Origin of the sequence: Pseudomonas sp. SJZ080 (assembly GCF_007828295.1) — a bacterium.
Lineage (GTDB): Bacteria > Pseudomonadota > Gammaproteobacteria > Pseudomonadales > Pseudomonadaceae > Aquipseudomonas > Aquipseudomonas migulae_A.
In genome coordinates this window covers 46189-66735 of sequence record NZ_VIUK01000021.1, presented here as the reverse complement: position 1 = coordinate 66735, position 20547 = coordinate 46189, and the positions used below count along the sequence as shown (strand labels likewise).

The 20547-nt window shown below is 58.6% G+C and carries 24 protein-coding genes; 14 read left to right on the top strand and 10 right to left on the bottom strand.

What is annotated here, in order from left to right:
* Positions 1-23: 23 nt before the first annotated feature.
* The 5 genes from FBY04_RS23880 (at position 24) to recX (ending at position 3297) form a co-directional block, all read left to right on the top strand.
* On the top strand, positions 24-587 hold the full coding sequence (locus FBY04_RS23880) for a glycoside hydrolase family 19 protein (RefSeq protein WP_145317310.1): 564 nt from the start codon (positions 24-26) through the stop codon (positions 585-587).
* On the top strand, positions 569-1105 hold the full coding sequence (locus tag FBY04_RS23875; RefSeq protein WP_145317307.1) for a lysis system i-spanin subunit Rz: 537 nt from the start codon (positions 569-571) through the stop codon (positions 1103-1105). Before FBY04_RS23880 ends, FBY04_RS23875 begins: the two co-directional genes overlap by 19 nt.
* Before the next feature lie 79 nt (positions 1106-1184).
* Positions 1185-1685: a CinA family protein gene (locus FBY04_RS23870; RefSeq protein WP_084322327.1), complete on the top strand. Its 501-nt coding sequence runs from the start codon at positions 1185-1187 to the stop codon at positions 1683-1685.
* 83 nt (positions 1686-1768) lie between these two features.
* Entirely contained in the window at positions 1769-2821 is a 1053-nt protein-coding gene (gene recA, locus FBY04_RS23865; protein WP_017336758.1) for a recombinase RecA, read from the top strand.
* A gap of 8 nt (positions 2822-2829) precedes the next feature.
* Positions 2830-3297 (top strand): recombination regulator RecX, encoded by a 468-nt coding sequence (gene recX, locus FBY04_RS23860; protein ID WP_084322318.1) that lies wholly within the window; start codon positions 2830-2832, stop codon positions 3295-3297.
* A gap of 43 nt (positions 3298-3340) precedes the next feature.
* Here the strand turns inward: recX and FBY04_RS23855 are convergent, their stop codons facing one another.
* Entirely contained in the window at positions 3341-4459 is a 1119-nt protein-coding gene (locus FBY04_RS23855; protein ID WP_145317304.1) for a TIGR00730 family Rossman fold protein, read from the bottom strand.
* 366 nt (positions 4460-4825) lie between these two features.
* On the opposite strand from FBY04_RS23855, the gene FBY04_RS23850 reads away from it, so the two are divergent.
* Positions 4826-5026: a hypothetical protein gene (locus FBY04_RS23850; protein WP_145317301.1), complete on the top strand. Its 201-nt coding sequence runs from the start codon at positions 4826-4828 to the stop codon at positions 5024-5026.
* 1 nt (position 5027) lies between these two features.
* Here FBY04_RS23850 and FBY04_RS23845 read toward each other — a convergent pair whose 3' ends face one another.
* Entirely contained in the window at positions 5028-5453 is a 426-nt protein-coding gene (locus tag FBY04_RS23845) for a PA3611 family quorum-sensing-regulated virulence factor (RefSeq protein ID WP_084322321.1), read from the bottom strand.
* 186 nt (positions 5454-5639) lie between these two features.
* Here FBY04_RS23845 and FBY04_RS23840 point away from each other — a divergent pair, with 186 nt between their 5' ends.
* The 3 genes from FBY04_RS23840 to FBY04_RS23830 all read left to right on the top strand — a co-directional run bounded on the left by FBY04_RS23840 (position 5640) and on the right by FBY04_RS23830 (position 7693).
* Positions 5640-6383 carry a tRNA-uridine aminocarboxypropyltransferase gene (locus FBY04_RS23840; RefSeq protein WP_084322322.1) on the top strand — a complete coding sequence of 248 codons (744 nt, stop codon included), beginning with the start codon at positions 5640-5642 and terminating at the stop codon, positions 6381-6383.
* Positions 6384-6604: 221 nt separating this feature from the next.
* Positions 6605-7255, top strand: coding sequence for a response regulator transcription factor ErdR (erdR, locus tag FBY04_RS23835; protein WP_017336764.1), 651 nt, complete (start codon positions 6605-6607; stop codon positions 7253-7255).
* Between the two features lie 75 nt (positions 7256-7330).
* Positions 7331-7693 (top strand): diacylglycerol kinase, encoded by a 363-nt coding sequence (locus FBY04_RS23830; protein WP_008030027.1) that lies wholly within the window; start codon positions 7331-7333, stop codon positions 7691-7693.
* Here FBY04_RS23830 and FBY04_RS23825 read toward each other — a convergent pair.
* Positions 7690-8616 carry a LysR family transcriptional regulator gene (locus tag FBY04_RS23825; protein WP_084322323.1) on the bottom strand — a complete coding sequence of 309 codons (927 nt, stop codon included), beginning with the start codon at positions 8614-8616 and terminating at the stop codon, positions 7690-7692. The two genes, FBY04_RS23830 and FBY04_RS23825, sit on opposite strands and share 4 nt — an antisense overlap.
* Positions 8617-8738: 122 nt before the next feature.
* Between FBY04_RS23825 and fpr the strand changes: the two genes are divergently transcribed.
* Positions 8739-9518 carry a ferredoxin-NADP reductase gene (fpr, locus tag FBY04_RS23820; RefSeq protein ID WP_003443014.1) on the top strand — a complete coding sequence of 260 codons (780 nt, stop codon included), beginning with the start codon at positions 8739-8741 and terminating at the stop codon, positions 9516-9518.
* A 182-nt stretch (positions 9519-9700) separates the two neighbouring features.
* Here the strand turns inward: fpr and tsaA are convergent, their stop codons facing one another.
* From tsaA to rimO, 6 genes are all read right to left on the bottom strand, one after another.
* Complete coding sequence (gene tsaA / locus FBY04_RS23815; RefSeq protein ID WP_145317298.1) at positions 9701-10399, bottom strand: tRNA (N6-threonylcarbamoyladenosine(37)-N6)-methyltransferase TrmO; 699 nt, start codon at positions 10397-10399, stop codon at positions 9701-9703.
* A 185-nt stretch (positions 10400-10584) separates the two neighbouring features.
* The gene (locus FBY04_RS23810) at positions 10585-11355 is read right to left on the bottom strand and encodes an SDR family oxidoreductase (RefSeq protein WP_084322325.1); all 771 of its coding nucleotides are present in this window, start codon (positions 11353-11355) and stop codon (positions 10585-10587) included.
* Positions 11356-11725: 370 nt separating this feature from the next.
* Positions 11726-12193 carry a DUF1456 family protein gene (locus FBY04_RS23805; RefSeq protein ID WP_084323788.1) on the bottom strand — a complete coding sequence of 156 codons (468 nt, stop codon included), beginning with the start codon at positions 12191-12193 and terminating at the stop codon, positions 11726-11728.
* A 75-nt stretch (positions 12194-12268) separates the two neighbouring features.
* Positions 12269-12979 (bottom strand): rRNA pseudouridine synthase, encoded by a 711-nt coding sequence (locus tag FBY04_RS23800; protein WP_017336770.1) that lies wholly within the window; start codon positions 12977-12979, stop codon positions 12269-12271.
* 183 nt (positions 12980-13162) lie between these two features.
* The gene (locus tag FBY04_RS23795) at positions 13163-13636 is read right to left on the bottom strand and encodes a GNAT family N-acetyltransferase (RefSeq protein ID WP_084323790.1); all 474 of its coding nucleotides are present in this window, start codon (positions 13634-13636) and stop codon (positions 13163-13165) included.
* 113 nt (positions 13637-13749) lie between these two features.
* Positions 13750-15087, bottom strand: coding sequence for a 30S ribosomal protein S12 methylthiotransferase RimO (gene rimO / locus FBY04_RS23790; RefSeq protein WP_008030039.1), 1338 nt, complete (start codon positions 15085-15087; stop codon positions 13750-13752).
* A 288-nt stretch (positions 15088-15375) separates the two neighbouring features.
* Here rimO and FBY04_RS23780 point away from each other — a divergent pair, with 288 nt between their 5' ends.
* Positions 15376-17277 carry a potassium transporter Kup gene (locus tag FBY04_RS23780; protein ID WP_084323792.1) on the top strand — a complete coding sequence of 634 codons (1902 nt, stop codon included), beginning with the start codon at positions 15376-15378 and terminating at the stop codon, positions 17275-17277.
* 219 nt (positions 17278-17496) lie between these two features.
* Here the strand turns inward: FBY04_RS23780 and FBY04_RS23770 are convergent, their stop codons facing one another.
* A complete protein-coding gene (locus FBY04_RS23770; protein ID WP_145317295.1) occupies positions 17497-17802 on the bottom strand; it encodes a DUF3077 domain-containing protein in 306 nt (101 codons plus the stop codon).
* 578 nt (positions 17803-18380) lie between these two features.
* Between FBY04_RS23770 and FBY04_RS23765 the strand changes: the two genes are divergently transcribed.
* From FBY04_RS23765 to FBY04_RS23755, 3 genes are read left to right on the top strand one after another with little or no spacing between them, the layout of a single operon-like run.
* Positions 18381-19145, top strand: a complete 765-nt coding sequence (locus FBY04_RS23765; RefSeq protein WP_145317292.1) for a MarR family transcriptional regulator — start codon at positions 18381-18383, stop codon at positions 19143-19145.
* A 1-nt stretch (position 19146) separates the two neighbouring features.
* Positions 19147-19845, top strand: a complete 699-nt coding sequence (locus FBY04_RS23760) for a hypothetical protein (RefSeq protein ID WP_145317289.1) — start codon at positions 19147-19149, stop codon at positions 19843-19845.
* On the top strand, positions 19842-20513 hold the full coding sequence (locus tag FBY04_RS23755) for a PP2C family serine/threonine-protein phosphatase (protein WP_145317286.1): 672 nt from the start codon (positions 19842-19844) through the stop codon (positions 20511-20513). Before FBY04_RS23760 ends, FBY04_RS23755 begins: the two co-directional genes overlap by 4 nt.
* Positions 20514-20547: the final 34 nt, after the last annotated feature.

Sequence of the window (20547 nt, the reverse complement as noted above, 5' to 3'; positions counted from 1 at the left end):
CATTGGCGAACGGAACATCACTCATGCCGCTTACTGTCCTGCAACTTCAGCAAATCCTTCCAGACGCCCGCCGCCAAGCGGGCGTTTTCATTTCCGCCCTGAACAACGCCATGGATGACCATGAGATCAACAGGCCCAAACGTATCGCCGCGTTTCTTGCTCAAATTGGTCACGAATCCGGTCAGTTGCATTATGTGCGCGAACTCGGTGGTGATGAATATTTGAGCAAGTACGACACGGGCACTTTGGCTGCTCGTCTGGGCAATACCCCCGTGCTCGATGGTGACGGACAAAGGTATCGCGGTCGTGGACTCATCCAGATCACTGGCCGTCATAACTATCGACAATGCAGCCTGGGCTTGTTCGGCGATGAGCGATTGCTGGTTTCGCCGGAACTGCTGGAACAGCCGCAATGGGCCGCCGAATCCGCCGCCTGGTTCTGGGCGCAAAACGGCCTCAACGAGCTGGCTGATCGTGACCAGTTCAACAGCATCACCCGCCGGATCAACGGTGGCCTCAATGGACTGCAGAACCGTCTGCAGCTGTGGGCGCGGGCGAGGGCGGTGTTATGCCAGCCTTCGGTTTGATCCCGGTGTCTTGGCGGGTGATTGGCGTTGTTGTGTTACTGGCTGTGTTGGCCGGTGGCTCGGCGGCGTTGGCCTGGCGATTTCAGGAGGGGCGTTACGGGCGGCAACTGGCGGAACAGGCCAGGGCGCACGCCGAGACGCTCAACCAACTGACTCTGGCGGCCGCCGCCCGACAACAGGCCGAGCAGGACAAGCGGCTGACGCTGGAGCAACAACTGTCGGTCAGCGAACAAACCCATTATCGAGCGCTTAGCGATGCCCAACGTGATCAAGGTCGCTTGCGCGATCGTCTTGCCACTGCTGATGTGCGGCTGTCAGTCCTCCTCGATGCCAGCGACACTTCCATCGGCTGCACAGTGCCAACCGCCCCCGGTGCCAGCGGCGTGGATCATGGCACCCTACGAGCCCGACTTGACCCGACGCATGCTCAACGAATTATCGCCATCACCGACGCCGGCGACCGTGCGCTGATTGCCTTGCAGGCTTGTCAGGCCTACATCCGGGCGCTCGGCCGCTAACATTTTGATCGATCCTGTAACTTGCAAGCGCGATCCGCTCGTGTACGGTAGTCCCATTCCGCCCGCTCAGGAGATGACCGTGAAAGAAATCACCCAACTGGCCGCTGAACTTGGCCGGCGCCTGCAGGTTCTCAATGCTCACGTCACGGCGGCCGAGTCCTGTACCGGCGGCGGCATTTGCGAGGCGATCACCCGTATTCCGGGGAGTTCGGCGTGGTTCGAGGCTGGTTATGTCACGTACTCCAACCGTCAGAAAACCGAGCAATTGAATGTCCCGGCCGAGTTGTTTAAGACGGCGGGGGCGGTCAGTCGCGAGGTGGTCGAGGCCATGGTGCGGGGCGCGCAGGAAAAAAGCCGGGCGCATTTTGCCGTGGCGGTCAGCGGTGTCGCAGGGCCGGACGGCGGTTCGCCGAGCAAGCCGGTGGGCACGGTCTGGCTGGCATGGGGCGTGGGGGAGCGGGTCTTCAGCGAGGTGCAGCACTTCCCCGGTAACCGCGACGAGGTCCGCCGACAAACGGTGAAGGCCGCGCTAGAGGGGCTGCTGCGTCATGCCTCTGGAGAAATCTCAAATCAGGGGTAGGCGATCCTGAATCGCTGTGGAATAATACTGGCTACTTATACAGGTGTTGGCCGTCAGGCCTTATTGATTACGTGAGGACTTTAATGGACGACAACAAGAAGAAAGCCTTGGCTGCGGCCCTGGGTCAGATCGAACGTCAATTCGGCAAGGGTGCCGTAATGCGTATGGGCGATCAGGACCGTCAGGCGATCCCGGCTATCTCTACTGGCTCTCTGGGTCTGGACATCGCGCTCGGCATTGGCGGTCTGCCAAAAGGTCGTATCGTTGAGATCTACGGTCCTGAATCCTCCGGTAAAACCACGCTGACACTGTCGGTGATCGCCCAGGCTCAAAAAGCCGGCGCGACCTGCGCATTCGTCGACGCCGAACACGCCCTCGACCCTGAGTACGCCGGCAAACTCGGCGTCAACGTCGACGACCTGCTGGTTTCCCAGCCGGACACCGGCGAGCAGGCCCTGGAAATCACCGACATGCTGGTGCGTTCCAACGCGGTTGACGTGATCATCGTCGACTCCGTGGCTGCCCTGGTACCGAAGGCTGAAATCGAAGGCGAAATGGGTGACATGCACGTGGGCCTGCAAGCCCGTCTGATGTCCCAGGCGTTGCGTAAAATCACCGGTAACATCAAGAACGCCAACTGCCTGGTGATCTTCATCAACCAGATCCGTATGAAAATCGGCGTGATGTTCGGCAGCCCGGAAACCACCACAGGTGGTAACGCGCTGAAGTTTTATGCCTCGGTTCGTCTGGACATCCGCCGTACCGGCGCTGTGAAAGAAGGTGATGAAGTCGTCGGTAGCGAAACCCGCGTCAAGGTCGTGAAGAACAAGGTCGCTTCGCCGTTCCGCCAGGCCGAGTTCCAGATTCTCTACGGCAAGGGCATCTACCTCAATGGTGAGATGATCGACCTGGGTGTTCTGCACGGTTTCGTCGAGAAGTCCGGTGCCTGGTATGCCTACGAAGGCACCAAGATCGGTCAGGGCAAGGCCAACTCGGCCAAGTTCCTGGCGGACAACCCGGAAATCGCCGCGAAACTTGAGAAGCAACTGCGCGACAAGCTGCTGACTCCAGCGCCGGACGTCAAAGCATCGCCAGTCAAAGAGACTGAAGATGACCTGGCTGACGCTGATATCTGATTGATCCGATGACCGCCGTACTCGATACACTCGTCGCAGTGCGGCGAACCGCAATGGACCTGCTCGCACGACGCGAGCATGGTCGAGTCGAGCTGACGCGTAAACTGCGTCAGCGCGGCGCCCTCCCTGAAATGATCGACACAGCACTCGACCGCTTGACGGAAGAGGGTCTGTTGTCCGAATCCCGTTACCTCGAAAGCTTCGTTTCCTACCGTGCCCGTTCCGGCTATGGCCCCTTGCGTATTCGTGAAGAGTTGAGCCAGCGTGGTCTGCAACGCAACGACATCGAACTCGCATTACGCGAAAGCGGTATCAACTGGCAGGAACAACTGGAAGACACCTGGCGGCGCAAGTTTTCCGGGCATTTACCGATAGACGCCCGGGAGCGCGCCAAACAAGGGCGGTTCCTGAGTTATCGGGGCTATTCCATGGAAATGATCAGCCGCTTGTTCAGCGGCCGAGGGATGGACGATTGACTGAAACGGCTCGCTATTTCGATAGCGGGCCGTTTTTTTTGCCTCACGTAACCTTTGACGGTTCCCGCGTGCGTTGCTGCGCCTGAGGTTTGGGCTGCGCCCAGTTTTCCGGCAAGTTGATGTAGTCCACCAGTTCCCGCAGGCGTCCATGGTCACGGGCGTTAAAGGTGAAGGCCAGACGTACAAGATGGCTGAACTGCGGCTCGTCGTGCTCCTCACCGCTGTAGACATGCTGATGGAAGTGATCGCTCAGGCACAGGTCGGCAAACGCTTGCTGCATGTGTGCCAGCGCATCGTCACTGAGCTGGTGATTCATGCGGATCACGAACTGATGCTTGAGCCAGCGACTGGAGTGGAAGTTGCTGTAGAACTGATTGATCTGCTCCACCGCCTCTTCGGCGCTATAGACCAGGCTCACCAGCTTCATGTCGGTGGGCAGGATGTAGCGATTTTCTTCCAGTTGATTGCGGATGAAGTCCAGGGCGCCTTGCCAGAACTTGCCTCCCGGAGCGTCCAGCAGCACCACTGGCACCAGCGGGCTTTTACCGGTCTGGATAAGCGTCAGCACTTCCAGCGCCTCGTCCAGCGTACCGAAACCACCAGGGCACAAGACCAGCGCATCGGCTTCTTTGACGAAGAACAGCTTGCGGGTAAAGAAGAAGTGGAACGGCAGCAGATTGGCGGTGCCATTCACGGTGGGATTGGCATGTTGTTCAAAGGGCAGGGTGATGTTGAATCCCAGGCTGTGTTCCAGGCCGGCGCCTTCGTGGGCGGCGGCCATGATGCCGCCGCCGGCACCGGTGATCACCATCAGGTCCGAGCGCGCCAGCGCGGCGCCGAGTTCTCGGGCCAAGCCGTACAGCGGGTGTTCTATCGGTGTGCGGGCCGACCCGAATACCGTGACTTTGCGCCGTCCCCGGAACTGTTCGAGCACACGGAAGGCGTGTTCGAGTTCGCGCAGGGCTTGCAGGGTGATCTTGGCGTTCCAGCGGTTGTGGTCTTCCTGGGCCATGCGCAGCACGGTCAGGATCATGTCGCGGTAAATTGGAATGTTCGGGCTGTTGGGTGAAACCAGGTTGAGTTGTTCTTCGACCTTGCTGATGAGGTCGTGGCCGCTTTCTTCGAAATGACGGCTCAGGAGGTCATTCGGTTGGTAAGGCATCAACTTCTCCTTCCATACAGGCTCTGTTGTTCCTTTGGATGAAGGAAACATTCGCATCAGAAAACGCAAACCAGGCAGCCCCTTTTCTGCCCTGAAAAGTGAACGGGAACACTATGAATCTAGACCCTCACGGTGTTTTTCGCTGACTTGATCATTGCGCTGCAAAGTCTTTCCTGGCAACCGCTTATTGACGATTTGCAAGGTGATTTCACCGCTCGTCTGAACGCGCGCCGAGTGCCCGACACTCTGATTTACTGAATGACAGGTGTAACACAACAACTTTGCGTCAATGGCAGGGCGCACGGCACAAGTGGTTCAAGGATTTTGTCGCTCAAACAAGGGCGAGGTGCAAGGAGGCGGGATGCTATGGCCAGAGTCATTCTGGAGATCGATACGCAACTGTATCGATTATTGAAGTCATCGGCCGAGACCAATCATTTGAGTCTTGAAGAGGAGTGCTGCCGGCGTCTGGAGGGCGCCGAGCGGCGCTCGCGCTATTTGCAGGCGCTCCTGGCAGAACTGCGCGCCGAGGATGAACAGCGGCGCGCCAATTCCCATTCCCGTTGAATTACTTTTTCTTCGCCGGTGTGGCTTTCGGGCAATCCGATTCCTGATAGCTGGCGGAGCCGACTGAGCGGTTGGTCTTCACCTCCGTGAAGTCATAACGCATGACCGCGCCCTTGGCCATCAGTTTGCGGTACGAGGGGTTGTTGCACACAGAGGCGCCAAGCTGGAAATACACGGCTTTCGGGTCAGCCCGCATCTTGTTGGCGTGGCTGCTTTGCACGCTCAGGTGATTGATCAATACATTGCCTTCGACGGTGTAGCCCTGATCGAGGATGTCTTCGTTGATCGCCCGTGGCGTGCCGACGCTGCTTTGGGCAGCGACGTTTCGCAGCTCTCTGTTGAGATTCTGCTCACTCAAGGACGCAGCCTGAGCGTTGAAGGACGACGCCAGCAGAATGGCAGCGGTGGGAACGATAAGGCGCAACATGAAACTCTCCTGGTTCAGTGACTGGTGGTTCGACCCGTCACATGACTGTGCGTTCAGTGGTGGCGAATTATAGGGGAGCCCGTCTGGACGGTACAGGCTTGCGCCGGCCGCTCTGGTAAACTGCCGGCCTTTATTGCCCTGAGTGCTACTCGTGTCGAGTTTTCCTGTCTGCCGGTGTTGCCCACGATGAACCACGCTCCCAACGCCGTAGCCCGTCTGCGCGATCAGCGCGAAGAAGAAGGCATCAAGCCGATTCAGGCCCGTGGCTGGAGGGCAACCCGCTGCCGTGCCTGCCGCGTGATCGAAAGCCACTGCCTGTGCGCGTGGCGTCCGCAGGTCGAGACCCGCTCTGGCGTGTGTCTGATCATGACCAACAAGGAAGTGTTCAAGCCGAGCAACACGGGGTGGTTGATCGCTGATGTGGTGCGCGACAACCATGCGTTCATCTGGTCGCGTACGGAAACCGATCCGCAGTTGCTGGCATTGCTCGCCGACCCGCAATGGCAACCGTATCTGGTCTTTCCCGGCGAGTATGTCGCGCCTGAGCGAGTGACTAACACGGTCGAAGTCGATGGCACCAAGCGGCCGCTGTTCATTCTGCTGGACGCGACCTGGACCGAAGCCCGGAAGATATTTCGCAAAAGTCCTTATTTTGATGCGCTGCCGATCCTGAGCCTGCTGCCCGATAAGCTTTCACGCTATCGGCTGCGCCGCTCGACCCGCAGCGAGCATTTGTGCACGGCCGAAGTGGCGGCGCTGTGCCTCGATCTGGCGGGAGATGTGGAAGCCGCGTCGGCACTGGACGCTTATTTCGACGTATTCAGCCAGCATTACCTCGATGCCAAACACCAACTGGAAATGAATGTTGCAACACCGGCACATGCCGAGCTGATGCCTTTCGTGCAGAACATCGCCACCGTCACGGCCTGATTGTCGCCCATACTGCAAAGAACTGTACCGGCCAAGCACCTTGACCACCCCGGCTTCGCTGGGCATGCTTGGCGCCGATTAGGGCGCGGCCGCAGTTTGAATCGCCGCTTCTTTACGTGAAAAGCTACGTGGATTGCCACGTGATTGGCGTTGAACGTGCCCTGCCGGTGCAGCTCCCTGGCTGTGCCTTGAGTTGTTAGAAGAACAGGATCATTTGAAAAATGGCCACATACGAAATCCTGATTGCCGATGACCACCCTCTTTTTCGTAGCGCCCTGCATCAAGCGTTGACCCTGGGCCTTGGCCCGGACGTCCGTCTGGTGGAAGTGGCGAGCATTGCCGAGCTGGAAACCCGCCTGGACGAAAAGTCCGACTGGGATCTGGTGCTGCTGGACCTGAACATGCCGGGCGCCTACGGTTTTTCCGGGCTGGTGCTGTTACGCGGTCAGTACCCGCAGATTCCGGTGGTGATGGTGTCGGCCCAGGAAGAAGCCTCGATCATGGTGAAGTCCCGTGAGTTCGGGGCCAGTGGTTTCATTCCTAAATCGAGTGACCTGAGCGTTATCCAGAAAGCCGTACGTGCGGTGCTGGATGGCGATGTGTTCTGGCCGCCCCAGGCGTTCGAAGCTGTCAGCGTTTCCGATGAAGCCAAGGCCGCCAGCGAAGGCCTTGCCAGCCTGACGCCTCAACAGTTCCGGGTGTTGACCATGGTCTGTGAAGGTCTGCTGAACAAGCAGATTGCCTACGAACTGAGCGTGTCCGAAGCAACAATCAAGGCACACGTCACGGCGATTTTCCGTAAGCTGAATGTGCGGACCCGGACCCAGGCGGCTTTGCTCCTGCAACAACTTGAGTCAATTTCAAGCCACTAAGGATTGGCGTCTTCACGCTTTTTTGACTTTCGTTGATCTAGCTTTCCCACTCCTTTTTGGTCAGTTGCCACTTCTATGTCCCCTTTTAAAGGCCAGACCGGCCTGAAACGCATCCTCAACGCTTCCGGTTATTCGCTGGACGGCCTACGCGCAGCCTTCACCGGCGAAGCGGCTTTTCGGCAACTGGTGTTGCTCAATGTCATCCTGATTCCGATTTCGTTCTTTTTGAACGTCAGCCGCGTCGAGCAAGCGTTGTTGATTGCCGTCTGCCTGTTGGCATTGATCGTCGAATTGCTCAACTCGGCAGTGGAAGCGGCCATCGACCGCATTTCCCTCGAGTTGCACCCGCTGTCCAAGAACGCCAAGGACATGGGCAGCGCCGCACAACTCGTGGCGTTGACCATGATCGCGCTGGTCTGGGCGGTGATCCTGCTTTAAGCGATGGTGGGCAGCACGATCTCGTCGCTGCGCTGAACCCCGGCGGTGAAGGCGCGGCACAGGTCGAGGAATTCGCGCATCGCTGACGTCTGGTATTTCTGTTTGTGCCAGATGAAATAGAACTGTCGCGCCAGGTCCAGGTCCGGCGTCTCTACCGGCACCAGGCTGCCGCGCCGGAACGCATCGCGCAGGGCCAGCCGCGAAATACAGCCAATTCCCAATCCTGACTCCACCGCGCGCTTGATGGCCTCGGTGTGTTCCAGCTCCAGGCGGATGTTCAATGCGCTGCGATGGTGACGCATGGCCTGATCAAAGGTCAGCCGCGTACCCGAGCCTTGTTCCCGCAGGATCCACGCCTCGTGGCTCAGCTCATCCATGGTCGCGGTGCCGCGAATGGCCAGCGGGTGCTGCGGCGCGCAAAACACCACCAGCTCATCCTCGACCCAGCTCTGCACTTCAATGTCCGGATGGCTGCAGTCACCTTCGATCAGACCCAGATCAATTTCATAGTGAGCGACTTGCTGCACAATGTTGGCCGTGTTCTGCACGTGCAGCTTCACCTGGCTTTCCGGATGGCGCTGCATGAAGCTGCCGATCAGCAGCGTTGCCAGGTAATTGCCGATGGTCAGGGTCGCGCCGACCGCCAGCGAGCCGAAACCGGACTTGCCGTTGAGCAGGTCTTCGATTTCCTTGGCCTGGTCGAGCAGCGCCACCGCTTGGGGCAACAGCTGTTTGCCGAGGGCGTTGAGGCTCAGCCGTTTGCCGGCGCGGTCGAACAGCTGGCAGCTGCACTGACGCTCTAGCTCGGTGATCGAGGTGCTCGCCGCCGATTGCGAAAGGTTGAGCGTCAGGGCAGCACGGGATACGCTTTCCTGCTGGGCGACGGCGACGAATACTTGAAGTTGACGGAGAGTAAATCGCATATCTATATAACCGATAACCCTTATCTTAATAATCCATTTAACAGATATTGTCGCTGCCATTAGAATGCGATGCAATTGCGCACATCATCGGCGCAGGCAAAATCTCCAGGAGTCCCACGTACATGAGCAACATGAACCACGAGCGTGTCCTCAGTGTTCACCACTGGAACGACACTCTGTTCAGCTTCAAGTGCACCCGCGATCCGGGCCTGCGCTTCGAGAACGGTCAGTTCGTGATGATCGGCCTGCAACAGCCCAACGGCCGGCCGCTCATGCGCGCTTACTCGATTGCCAGCCCTAACTGGGAAGAGCATCTCGAGTTCTTCAGCATCAAGGTGCCGGATGGTCCGCTGACTTCCCAGTTGCAGCATCTGAAGGAAGGCGACGAGATCATCATCAGCAAGAAGCCTACGGGCACGCTGGTACTGGACGACTTGAAGCCTGGCAAACATTTGTACCTGCTCAGCACCGGTACCGGTCTGGCACCGTTCATGAGCGTCATCCAGGACCCGGAAACCTACGAGCGTTTCGAAAAAGTGATCCTGTGCCACGGCGTACGTTACGTCAACGAAGTCGCTTACCGCGAATTCATCACCGAGCACCTGCCGCAGAACGAGTTCTTCGGCGAGGCACTGCGTGACAAGTTGATCTACTACCCGACCGTGACCCGTGAGCCGTTCGAGAACGAAGGTCGCCTGACTGACCTGATGCGCAGCGGCAAGCTGTTCAGCGACATCGGCCTGCCACCGATCAACCCGCAGGACGACCGCGCCATGCTGTGCGGCAGCCCGAGCATGCTCGACGAGACCAGCGAAGTGTTGAACAGCTTCGGCCTGAAAGTTTCGCCGCGGATGCGCGAGCCGGGTGATTACCTGATCGAGCGTGCGTTCGTCGAAAAGTGACCGTAGGTCACTTGTAGGAGCTGGCTTGCTAGCGATGGTCGTTAACGATGACGCGTTCCTTGCTGGTTGAATGCGGTGAGTTCAAGTTCATCGCTAGCAAGCCAGCTCCTACAATAGATATGTAGCGCAAAGAAAAGCCCGCATGGCCTGAGAAGGTCATGCGGGCTTTTTCGTTCCGGTGTTCAGACTTTCGCGGGAATGACTTCGAGAACGCGGATCATGCCAGCCTCGGGGTAATGCCACCGCACATCCACATCCCAGAACTGCGCCCCATACTCTCGCTCAGGCGCAGGCGTCTGGTACGCCGGGCGCGGATCCTGTGTCAGACATTGCTCGATCAGTTCTACCAGCGGTTCTTCAAGGCGCTGAGCATGCCCGTGCGCCTGCTCCAGCGCCGAATCCGTCCACTGCACGGGAATCAACGGCGGCGCAGCGCTGGCGATGCTATTGGAGGCCGTGTCGATGATGTCGGCGTAAGGCACGTAAGGTTTGATGTCGAGAATCGGCGTGCCATCCAGCAGGTCGATACCGGATATCCACAGGCGATCGGCTTCAACCTTGTCCAGCTTCACCACGGATTGGCCGATGCCATTGGGCCGATGCGTCGCGCGGGTGGCGAACACGCCCATGGACTTGTTGCCGCCGAGGCGAGGAGGGCGGACTTTCAGGCGTGGTTTTTCTTCCAGGGCCTGGTGAAACAGGAACAGAAGCCAGACGTGACTCACTTGCTCCAGTCCTTGCACCGCATCGCCCTGATCGAACGGCGCTACCAGCTCCAGTACGCCGCGAGCGGCGGGGGCCAGTTGCGGCTGGCGCGGGATGGCGAACTTCTCCTTGAAGCAGGAGCGCACGAAGCCGATGGGGGAAACGCTGTAGGTCATGGTTTGGGGTCGAGGCGGGAATGAAGCGGGCATGATAACCCGATCAACTCATGCATCGGTGGAGCCTGACAGGACGCCTTCGCGAGCAAGCCCGCTCCCACACTGGATTTATATCGGCCACAAAGGGTGTGGTCACAGGAGATCCAATGTGGGAGCGGGCTTGCTCGCGATGGCCGCGCCGCGGATTAGAGGCTGAACCCACCATCCAGCGGAATAATGTTCCCGGTCATATACGCCCCAGCGGTACTCGCCAGACTGATCGCCAGCGCCGCCATCTCTTCCTCCCGCCCCCAGCGCTTCATCGGAATCAGCGCTGTATCCTCTGCCAGCGCCTCCTCATCATTGCCAATGTGTTGTGTCATCTTGCTCGGGAAACGTCCCGGCGCAATCACGTTGACATTGATGTGCTGGCTCACCAGCTCCCGCGCCAGAATCCGCGACAGTTGATGTAGGGCAGCCTTGCTCGGCCCGTAGGCATAAGCCTGTTCGCCGAAGGAAGAAATCCCCGCCACCGAGCCTATGTTGATGATCCGCGCCGGGCTCGCCTCCGTCCCGGCCTTGCGCAACAGCGGCAAGAACTGCTGGATGCAGTTGAATACCGAGGTCACGTTGAGCTGCATGACCTTTTCCCAGCCTTTGACCGGGTAGCTCTCCAGCGGCGCGCCCCAGGTGGTGCCGGCGTTGTTCACCAGAATGTCCAGATGGCTGATCTGTTCACCCAGTTGCGTGGCGAGCTGAAGCACACCTTCTTCGGTGGCCAGGTTGGCCGCCACGCCGTGGCAGTGACCGAGGGCGCTCAACTCCTCGGCGGTTTGCAGGCAGGCTTGGGCATCCCGCGAGCAGACGTACACCGTAGCGCCAGCCTCGACATAAGCCTTGGCGATCATTTTGCCGATACCACGGGTGCCGCCGGTCACCAGAGCGGTGCGGCCTTGCAGGGAAAAGTACGGGTGCATGGCGAATCCTGAGAGCTGAGGGTCAATACACCCTAGTCGTCAGCTGCCGGAAGCGGAGCCACTATTTTTGCGCGGAATGGGGATTCATACAGCCGGGCCAGCGACGGTCAATTGTAGGCGCCGGCTTGCTGGCGATGGCGTTCTCAAAATCGCTATCGCCAGCAAGCCGGCTCCTACAGGGCGATGGCGTTTTGAAGATTGCCATCGCCAGCAAGCCGTGCTCCTACAGGGCGATGGCGCTTTGAAGATTGCCATCGCCAGCAAGCCGGCTCCTACAGGGCGATGGCGCTTTGAAGATCGCTATCGCCAGCAAGCCGGCTCCTACAGGGCGATGGCGTTTTGAAGATTGCCATCGCCAGCAAGCCGGCTCCTACTGGCGAACGCGCAGGGTCAGGCCCTTGAGGAAATTGCGCAGCAACTGGTCGCCGCACGGACGGTAGTTGGTGTGGCCGAACTTGCGGAACAGCGCGCTCAGCTCAGGCTTGGACACCGGGAACTCGGCGGCCTTGAGGATCGCGTGCATGTCGTCTTCCTTCAGTTCGAAGGCCACACGCAGTTTCTTGAGGATGATGTTATTGGTCACCGGCACTTCGATCGGCTGCGGCGGACGGCTTTCGTCCTTGCCGCGCTTGAAGATCACCAGGCCGTCGAGGAAATGCGCCATGACTTCGTCCGGGCAGCGTACGAAGCCTTCCTCGTCTTCTTCTTTCTTGTCGAGGTACGTCAACAGGTCTTCCAGGGACACGTCCATGCCGCCGAGCTTGATGATCTCGATGACTTTCTTGTCGCTGATGTCGAGCATGTAGCGCACGCTGCGCAGTACGTCGTTATGAATCATGGTGTGCAATCCTGATATTCGGCAGTGGGCGCCGCATAAGCCGCGGCGCCAAAATGTGTGGCGGCGTGAAAAGTCTTAGAACTTCTCTTTGCCGGACAGGTAGCGCCATTGGCCCAACGGCACTTTACCGATGGACACGCCGCCAATGCGGATGCGGCGGATGGCGACGACCTTCAGGCCGACGGCCTGGCAGAACAGGGCGATCACGCCCGGTTGTGGGTTCTTCATCGCAAAACGCAGGCGGTTTTCGTTCTGCCAGCTGGCTTTGACCGGCGGCAGTTCCTTGCCCTTGTAGGTCAGGCCGTGGTTCAGACGGTTGAGGCCGTGAGCCACCATGTCGCCTTCAACCTCGACCACATACTCTTGCTCGATTTTTGCGGAATCGGCAGTGAGTTTGCGCAGGATCTTCCAGTCCTGGGTGAACACCAACAGACCGCTGGCGTTGGCCTGCAGGTCGGTGCTGGCGGTCAGGCGCAGGAAATGCCCCTTGAGCGGCCGTTTGCTGAAGCGGTGTTCTTCGCTCAGGGTGTCGGCGCTGATCGTCGCCATGGCCGTGTCCGCGTCCATGCCTGCCGGGACGTTGAACAGGATGGTCACCGGCTCGGGCGCAGTGGCCTTGGCTTCTGGATCGAGCTCGACTTTCTGGGTGTCGACTTTGAACTGCGGCTCGTCGATGACTTCACCGTCCACGGTGACCCAGCCGCCCTCGATGAACAGCTCAGCCTCCCGACGGGAACAGCCGACGAGTTCGATGAGGCGTTTGGAGAGACGAATCGGGTCAGTCATGACAGGGCCGTAACAAAAAAGGGGTGGGCATTGTACCTGCTGGGCGCCGGTTAATCCCGGCTCCATTTCACCGTTGGGCTTTTTGTAGGAGCCGGCTTGCTGGCGAAGCAGGCGATGCGGTGTGTCATTTGTACCGAGGTGATGCTATCGCCAGCAAGCCGGCTCCTGCAGTTGCGTGGTGTGTCAGCCATTGCTCGACTGTTGTCGGGTTTGGCGCAAGCGCATGTGTAACAACGGATAAGGCTGACCCATGCCGTCATGCTCCGAGCGACCGATCACCTCGAACCCTTGTTTGAAGTAGAACCCCAGCGCCTGCGGGTTCTGTTCGTTGACGTCCAGTTCATCGGCATTCAGGTGTTCCATGGCATAGCGCAGCAACTGTTTGCCCAGGCCCTGGCCGCGATGAGCCGGGTCGATGAAAAGCATTTCGATCTTGCCCGCCGCGACGCCGGCGAACCCGGTGATGCGCTGGCGCGAGTCTTTGGTGCAGATCAGCATCACCGCGTCGAGGTAGCGGGTCAGCACCAGGTTCTTCAGCAGTTCGATGTAACTGTCCGGCAGGAAGTCATGGGTGGCGCGCACCGAGTCTTCCCAGACCCGAGTCAGTTCCTGATAGTCGCTCTGTTTCGGCGTGTGGATGACCGAATGTTGGCGCATGGCCGAATGCCCCTTTTGCAGTGATGGGTGCGAGTCCTTTCTCCCACAAAACGATAGACGTAAAAAAGCCCCGCATCTCGTCAAGAGAGCGGGGCTTTTCGTATTTTTTGCGTTTAGATCTGTTCAGCCCACAGGTCGTACTCGTCGGCGTCGGTGACCTTGCACCAGACTTTGTCGCCCGGCTTCAGGTTGCTGCCGTTGTCGATGAACACGTTGCCGTCGATTTCCGGGGCATCGAAGAAGCAACGGCCAACCGCGCCTTGCTCGTCGACTTCATCGACCAGCACTTCGATTTCACGGCCGACGCGCATTTGCAGACGCGCCGAGCTGATAGCTTGCTGGTGCGCCATGAAGCGGTCCCAACGGTCCTGCTTGACGTCGTCCGGGACGATGTCCAGGTCGAGGTCGTTGGCCGGTGCACCTTCGACCGGCGAGTACTGGAAGCAGCCGACGCGGTCGAGCTGGGCTTCGGTCAGCCAGTTCAGCAGGTACTGGAAGTCTTCTTCGGTTTCGCCGGGGAAGCCGACGATGAAGGTCGAACGGATGATCAGGTCCGGGCAGATCTCGCGCCAGTTCTTGATGCGCGCCAGGGTCTTGTCTTCGAACGCCGGGCGTTTCATCGACTTCAGGACTTTCGGGCTGGCGTGCTGGAACGGGATGTCCAGGTACGGCAGGATCTTGCCGGCGGCCATCAGCGGGATCAGCTCGTCGACGTGCGGGTACGGGTAAACGTAGTGCAAGCGAACCCAGACCCCAAGGGTGCTCAGGGCTTCGCAGAGTTCGGTCATGCGGGTTTTCACCGGCGCGCCGTTCCAGAAACCGGTGCGGTATTTCACATCGACGCCGTAGGCGCTGGTGTCTTGCGAGATCACCAACAGCTCCTTGACGCCGGCCTTGACCAGGCGCTGGGCTTCGTCGAGTACGTCACCGACCGGACGGCTGACCAGCTTGCCGCGCATCGACGGGATGATGCAGAAGCTGCAGCTGTGGTTGCAGCCTTCGGAAATCTTCAGGTACGCGTAGTGGCGCGGGGTCAGCTTGATGCCTTGCGGCGGCACCAGATCGATCAGCGGGTTGTGATCCTGACGTGGTGGCACGACGTCGTGCACCGCATTGACCACTTGCTCGTACTGCTGCGGACCGGTCACGGCCAGCACGCTCGGGTGCACGTTGCGAATGTTGCCTTCTTCGACACCCATGCAGCCGGTCACGATGACCTTGCCGTTTTCCTTGATGGCCTCGCCGATCACTTCCAGGGATTCGGCCTTGGCCGAGTCGATGAAGCCGCAGGTGTTGACCACCACGACATCGGCGTCCTGGTAGGTGGACACAACGTCATAACCTTCCATGCGCAGCTGGGTAAGGATGCGCTCGGAGTCGACCAGTGCTTTGGGGCAACCCAGGGATACGAAGCCAACCTTTGGATTGGCCGGCGCAGGAGTGGTGGACATGTCTAACCTCGGTATTTGTGACGCCTCCAGCCGAAGACGGCAAGGCGACAAACGGGCGCTTGGTGCGCCTCTGATCAAAAAGTGCGCAATTCTAGCGATGAGACGTTCACTTGACCAGCTTTATGGAGGGAAATACGACGAGTGCTGCGCTATGCTTCGCGCCGTTACGCTTTACCGATTTTTTACAGTCAACAAAACGTCTGTAACTGTAAGTAAAACAGCGCATGCTGCGTGACAAAGCATAGTGCTTCTTCTAAAGAAGTCCGGTCTGGGTAGTAGGAGTGTTGGATGGGGCAGGCAAGTAGTCAGGTAGCGAGCGCCGGGCATTCGGCGGCAAAGCCGATCGGCATGCTGGTCGCGGCGGTCGGTGTGGTTTACGGCGATATCGGCACGAGCCCGCTGTACACCCTCAAAGAAGTGTTTTCCGGTGGCTACGGTGTGCCGGTCAATCATGACGGCGTGTTGGGCATCCTGGCGCTGATCTTCTGGTCGCTGATCTGGGTCGTCTCGATCAAGTACATGTTGTTTGTCCTGCGCGCCGACAACCAGGGCGAAGGCGGGATCATGGCGTTGACCGCGCTGGCTCGGCGGGCAGCGGCGGGGCATAAGAAATTGCGGACGTTGCTGGTGGTCTGTGGACTGATCGGCGCGGCGCTGTTTTATGGCGACAGCATGATTACGCCAGCGATTTCCGTACTCTCGGCGATTGAAGGCCTCGGGCTGGCCTTCGAAGGTATCGACCATTGGGTGGTGCCGCTGTCGCTGGTCGTGCTGGTGGCGCTGTTTTTGATCCAGAGTCACGGCACTGCGCGCATCGGCATTCTGTTCGGGCCGATCATGGTCACCTGGTTCCTGGTCCTGGGCGCGTTGGGCGTCTACGGCATCCTGCAGCACCCGGAAGTGTTGCACGCGCTGAACCCGGTCTGGGGCGTGCGTTTCTTCACCCAGCATCCGGGCATGGGCGTGGCGATCCTTGGCGCCGTGGTGCTGGCGTTGACCGGCGCCGAAGCCCTGTACGCCGACATGGGCCACTTCGGTCGCAAGCCGATTGCCCGGGCATGGTTCCTCCTTGTGCTGCCAGCGCTGGTACTTAACTACTTCGGCCAGGGCGCCTTGCTGCTCGGTGATCCGGAGGCGGCGCGCAACCCGTTCTATCTGCTGGCGCCAAGCTGGGCGCTGATTCCGTTGGTCGGCCTGTCGACCCTGGCCACGGTGATCGCCTCGCAAGCGGTGATTTCCGGTGCGTTCTCCCTGACCCGGCAGGCGATTCAGCTCGGGTACATTCCGCGCATGCACATCCAGCACACCTCCAGCGCCGAACAGGGCCAGATCTACATCGGCGCGGTGAACTGGTCGCTGATGGTCGGCGTGATCCTGTTGGTGCTCGGCTTCGAATCCTCCGGCGCCCTGGCCTCGGCCTACGGTGTGGCGGTGACGGGCACCATGTTGATGACCACCATCCTGGTGTCGGCAGTGATGCTGTTGCTGTGGAAGTGGCCGCCAGTCCTCGCGGTGCCGGTGTTGATCGGCTTCCTGCTGGTGGACGGTCTGTATTTCGCCGCCAACGTGCCGAAAATCGTTCAGGGCGGGGCATTCCCGGTGATCGCCGGTATCGCGCTGTTCGTGCTGATGACCACCTGGAAACGCGGCAAGCAGTTGCTGGTGGAGCGCATGGATGAAGGCGGGCTGCCACTGCCGATTTTCATCAGCAGTATCGCCGTGCAACCGCCGCATCGTGTCCAGGGCACGGCGGTGTTCCTCACCGCGCGGCCAGACGCCGTGCCCCACGCGTTGTTGCACAACCTGTTGCATAACCAGGTGCTGCACGAGCAAGTGGTGCTGCTGACGGTGGTGTACGAAGACATCCCGCGTGTGCCGCCGACTCGGCGCTTCGAAGTCGAATCCTACGGCGAAGGGTTCTTCCGGGTGATTCTGCACTTTGGCTTTATCGACGAGCCGGACGTGCCGCAAGCGCTGAAGTTGTGTCATCTCGATGACCTGGATTTCAGCCCGATGCGCACTACCTACTTCCTCAGCCGCGAGACGGTCATCGCCTCCAAGCTTGAAGGCATGGCCCGCTGGCGCGAGGCGTTATTTGCGTTCATGTTGAAGAATGCCAATGGCAATTTGCGGTTCTTCAATCTGCCGCTGAACCGGGTGATTGAATTGGGCACGCAGGTCGAGATGTAAGCCCCGCGACATCAAAAAGCCCCCGTTGCCGTGAAGGCAGCGGGGGCTTTTTTGTGTCTGAGCGCACAGCGTGAAGATGGTGGAGATCCAATGTGGGAGCGGGCTTGCTCGCGAGGGCGGTGGGTGAGTCGACATCAATGTTGAATGTTAGTCCGCTTTCGCGAGCAAGCCCGCTCCCACAAGGGGGCTGCGGCGTCTGTCGGGATTGCGCTCAGGTCACTATTTTTTGGGTTCGGTATTCGTCGCAGCCGGTCGCTCCAGCACCTTCACCACATCATCCACCACCGCCTTGCTCATTGCCGTCAGATAATGCGCGGCCCAGATGTGGCGGTCGGTATCGCGGTTGAAGGCCGCATCTCGGGCCAGTTCCTTGGCCAGGAACAGAAAATCGGAGGCCATGGCTAACGCATCACCGAGGGGAACGTCTCGAGTGACGTGGAACAGCGGTTGGTTTGAGCAGTAGATGAAGGGGGTGAGGCCGATGGTTTTCAGCCCTGAGGGTTCGGACTGTTTTGTATTTGTCATGGTTTTCTCCTGGGGTCGAGGAGCTGCCGGTTCTCGTTACCACACGAAAAGGGTGGCAGCTGTGCGCAGGGTGGTAAACCGGGAAACCAAGGAAACCGGCACGCCCAAGGGCGTCCCACGCACAGCCGCCGTAACGCGAAATTGCAGACATAAAAATGTCTGTGTTCGAGATGAGGGCGCTGTTGCGCTAGTTTCGCCGGGTTACCACACCCGATCGCTGAATGGTCAGCGACGTCCGGAGACTATCCCGTCGAAGAAAAGTGCAACAAGGCATCAAAGTGCCCAAAAAACACGAATCGGAGTTTGCCTACAAGGTCTGCGGGCGTCATCCGATATTGCGTCACCTTGAGTAAACAAAACTAAACGCAGCGAGCGATTTTACGAGTCGCCGGTATTTTTGTGTTGTTGTGGCAGACGAATGAAACCGGAGTTGTCGCTATCCCGCCCGTTGACGTGGCTGATGATATGCAGGTTCTCGTTGAACCTGGTAAATATCGAAAGGTCTTGACGGACCAATATTTTCAATGCGACAAGTGTCCACGTTTTGTGGAATGTGGACGCTTGGAGTTTCTGGTTTCATGAAGAGTCAAGACATATTGCTTTTGTTCAAGATGGTCAGCCTTCACGCCCAGGAAGAAAATCTTTTTGGGAAGATGGAATCTGAGTCGAATTCGAACACGGTTGAGGAATTGCTGAAGCCCCGGCAGATAAATCTGACGGCAGGGGCGCGAGTGGGGCTGCCGCTAGTCATCTACCCCATTGGTGTTGAAGAAGCTGTATTCCACCGCCAGGAGTTCGACTCACCCGTGGGTGAGGAGGATGGCTGGGAAGGGTGGTCGGAGCCTGTACCTTCTCCGCCGCTGGCGAGTTGGAGTGAAGGTTACTCGTTGCGTGCGTTGTCTGCGTCTCTTGGGCTAAGCAAAAGCGAGATTTCAAACTCCATAGCCAGATGTCGTGAGTCTGGATTACTGACCAATGACTACGACACTGGACTTGCGAAAGTTAATCGACGAGAGCTGCTGAAAATTACTGAGCACGCTTTGAAATATTTTTTCCCCGTGAAGCCTGGCGCAATGGCTCGCGGTATTCCAACAGGCTTCGCAGCGCCAGCTCTGTCCAAAAGTATCAAGAGCGCTGGTGGGCTGATTCCGGTTTGGCCTGATGCTCTCGGAACTGAGCGTGGCCAAGCGATAGAGCCGCTTTACAGGACGGTGCCGGAAGCGGTGAAGAAGGATAGAACTCTTTACCACTACCTCGCGCTGGTTGACGCGATTCGTCTTGGCGGCCCGCGAGAGTGTGGAGTCGCGATCAAGATTCTCAAGGCGGGGATGGGCCTGAAATAACATGTCATCAAACGCTGATCACAACTATGAGCTCATAGAGTATGTTGCAGACGGCTTGGGGGAGGAGTTTCTTGCTGAGGTTGCCTTCGTCGGCGGCTGCACCACGGCCATGCTGGTTACTGACACTACTGTGCTGGACGACATTCGTTTTACCGATGATGTCGACTTGGTGATCGAACTGGCAGGCATTAGCGCTTGGCAACACCTCACGGAGCGGCTGGCGGCCAAGAACTTCAAGATCACCGGTGAGGATGACGTCAACTGCCGTTTCCGCTTCAACGATGTCGTCGTTGATGTGATGCCTTCTGACCCCGCTGTTCTCGGATATGCCAACCGTTGGTTCGTGGAAGGGCTGTCGAGGGCTGATAAATTTACGTTGCCCAGCGGTACGGCCATTCAGATATTTAAACCGACCTACTTTCTTGCGACGAAGCTAGAGGCCTTTAGCGGTCGCGGTGAGGGCGACGCGTACCACAAAGATGTCGAAGACATCATCATCTTGATTGATGGTCGAACAGAGCTTTTGGAAGAAGTTCGCCAAGCTGAGTCCGAGCTCAGGGACTTCATCACGACTGGAATTCGAGAGCTCGTGGCGCTCAATGGTATCGACTACGTGATTGAAAGCTCGGGCTCGGTGCAGGCGAATCCGGGTAGAGGGCGAATCATTCATATGCGCATGAAGGATCTGGGTAACGCATGAGATACAACACCAGATCAGTAACAGGACGGACCAGGAAAACCAATCATGACTACGCTGGAGCTCTCTGCGACGGCGACAGAGGACTGTTCGTCATCACGGACGGTACGTCGAAGCCCGGCAGCGGTCAACTGGCCGAGTGCTTCGTAAAAGGTGTTTTAGAGGCCTACCCGAAACACATGGAGCAGGGGGCCGATATCACTGAGCACGGAGCAGTTGAGCAGGTACTTGGTTCAATGCTGGCCGAGCTTCACCCCGCTTTGTTTGCGGGCCAGACAGGGACCACGTGTTACCTGGTCGGTTTCGCAGCTCATGGGAAGCTCACGCTTGCGTATGAAGGTGACTGTTCGTGCGGTGTGGTGACACCAGCAGGCATGATCAAGTGGATTACACCGCCCCACTGCAAGGCCAATTGGAGGCGCGACCGTTCGCATCGTGAGCTGGCGCAAGATCCGGCTCGAAACTGGATAACCCGATGCCTGAAGGCTGATCGTGCCCCGAACCCTGACTTTGTTTTCCATCCATTGGCCGTCGGTGAGCAACTAGTGTTTGTAACCGATGGCTTCTGGGCGGAGTTAACGGAGTCGCAGCAAAGCAGCTTGTTGGCAGCACCTGATAGCGACTTTGTTGCTCTTGAAGATGACGTAACGTGGATAGATGTTCAGTTTTAATCTTGGAAGACAAGCTATCGACATGAAGTTCGGC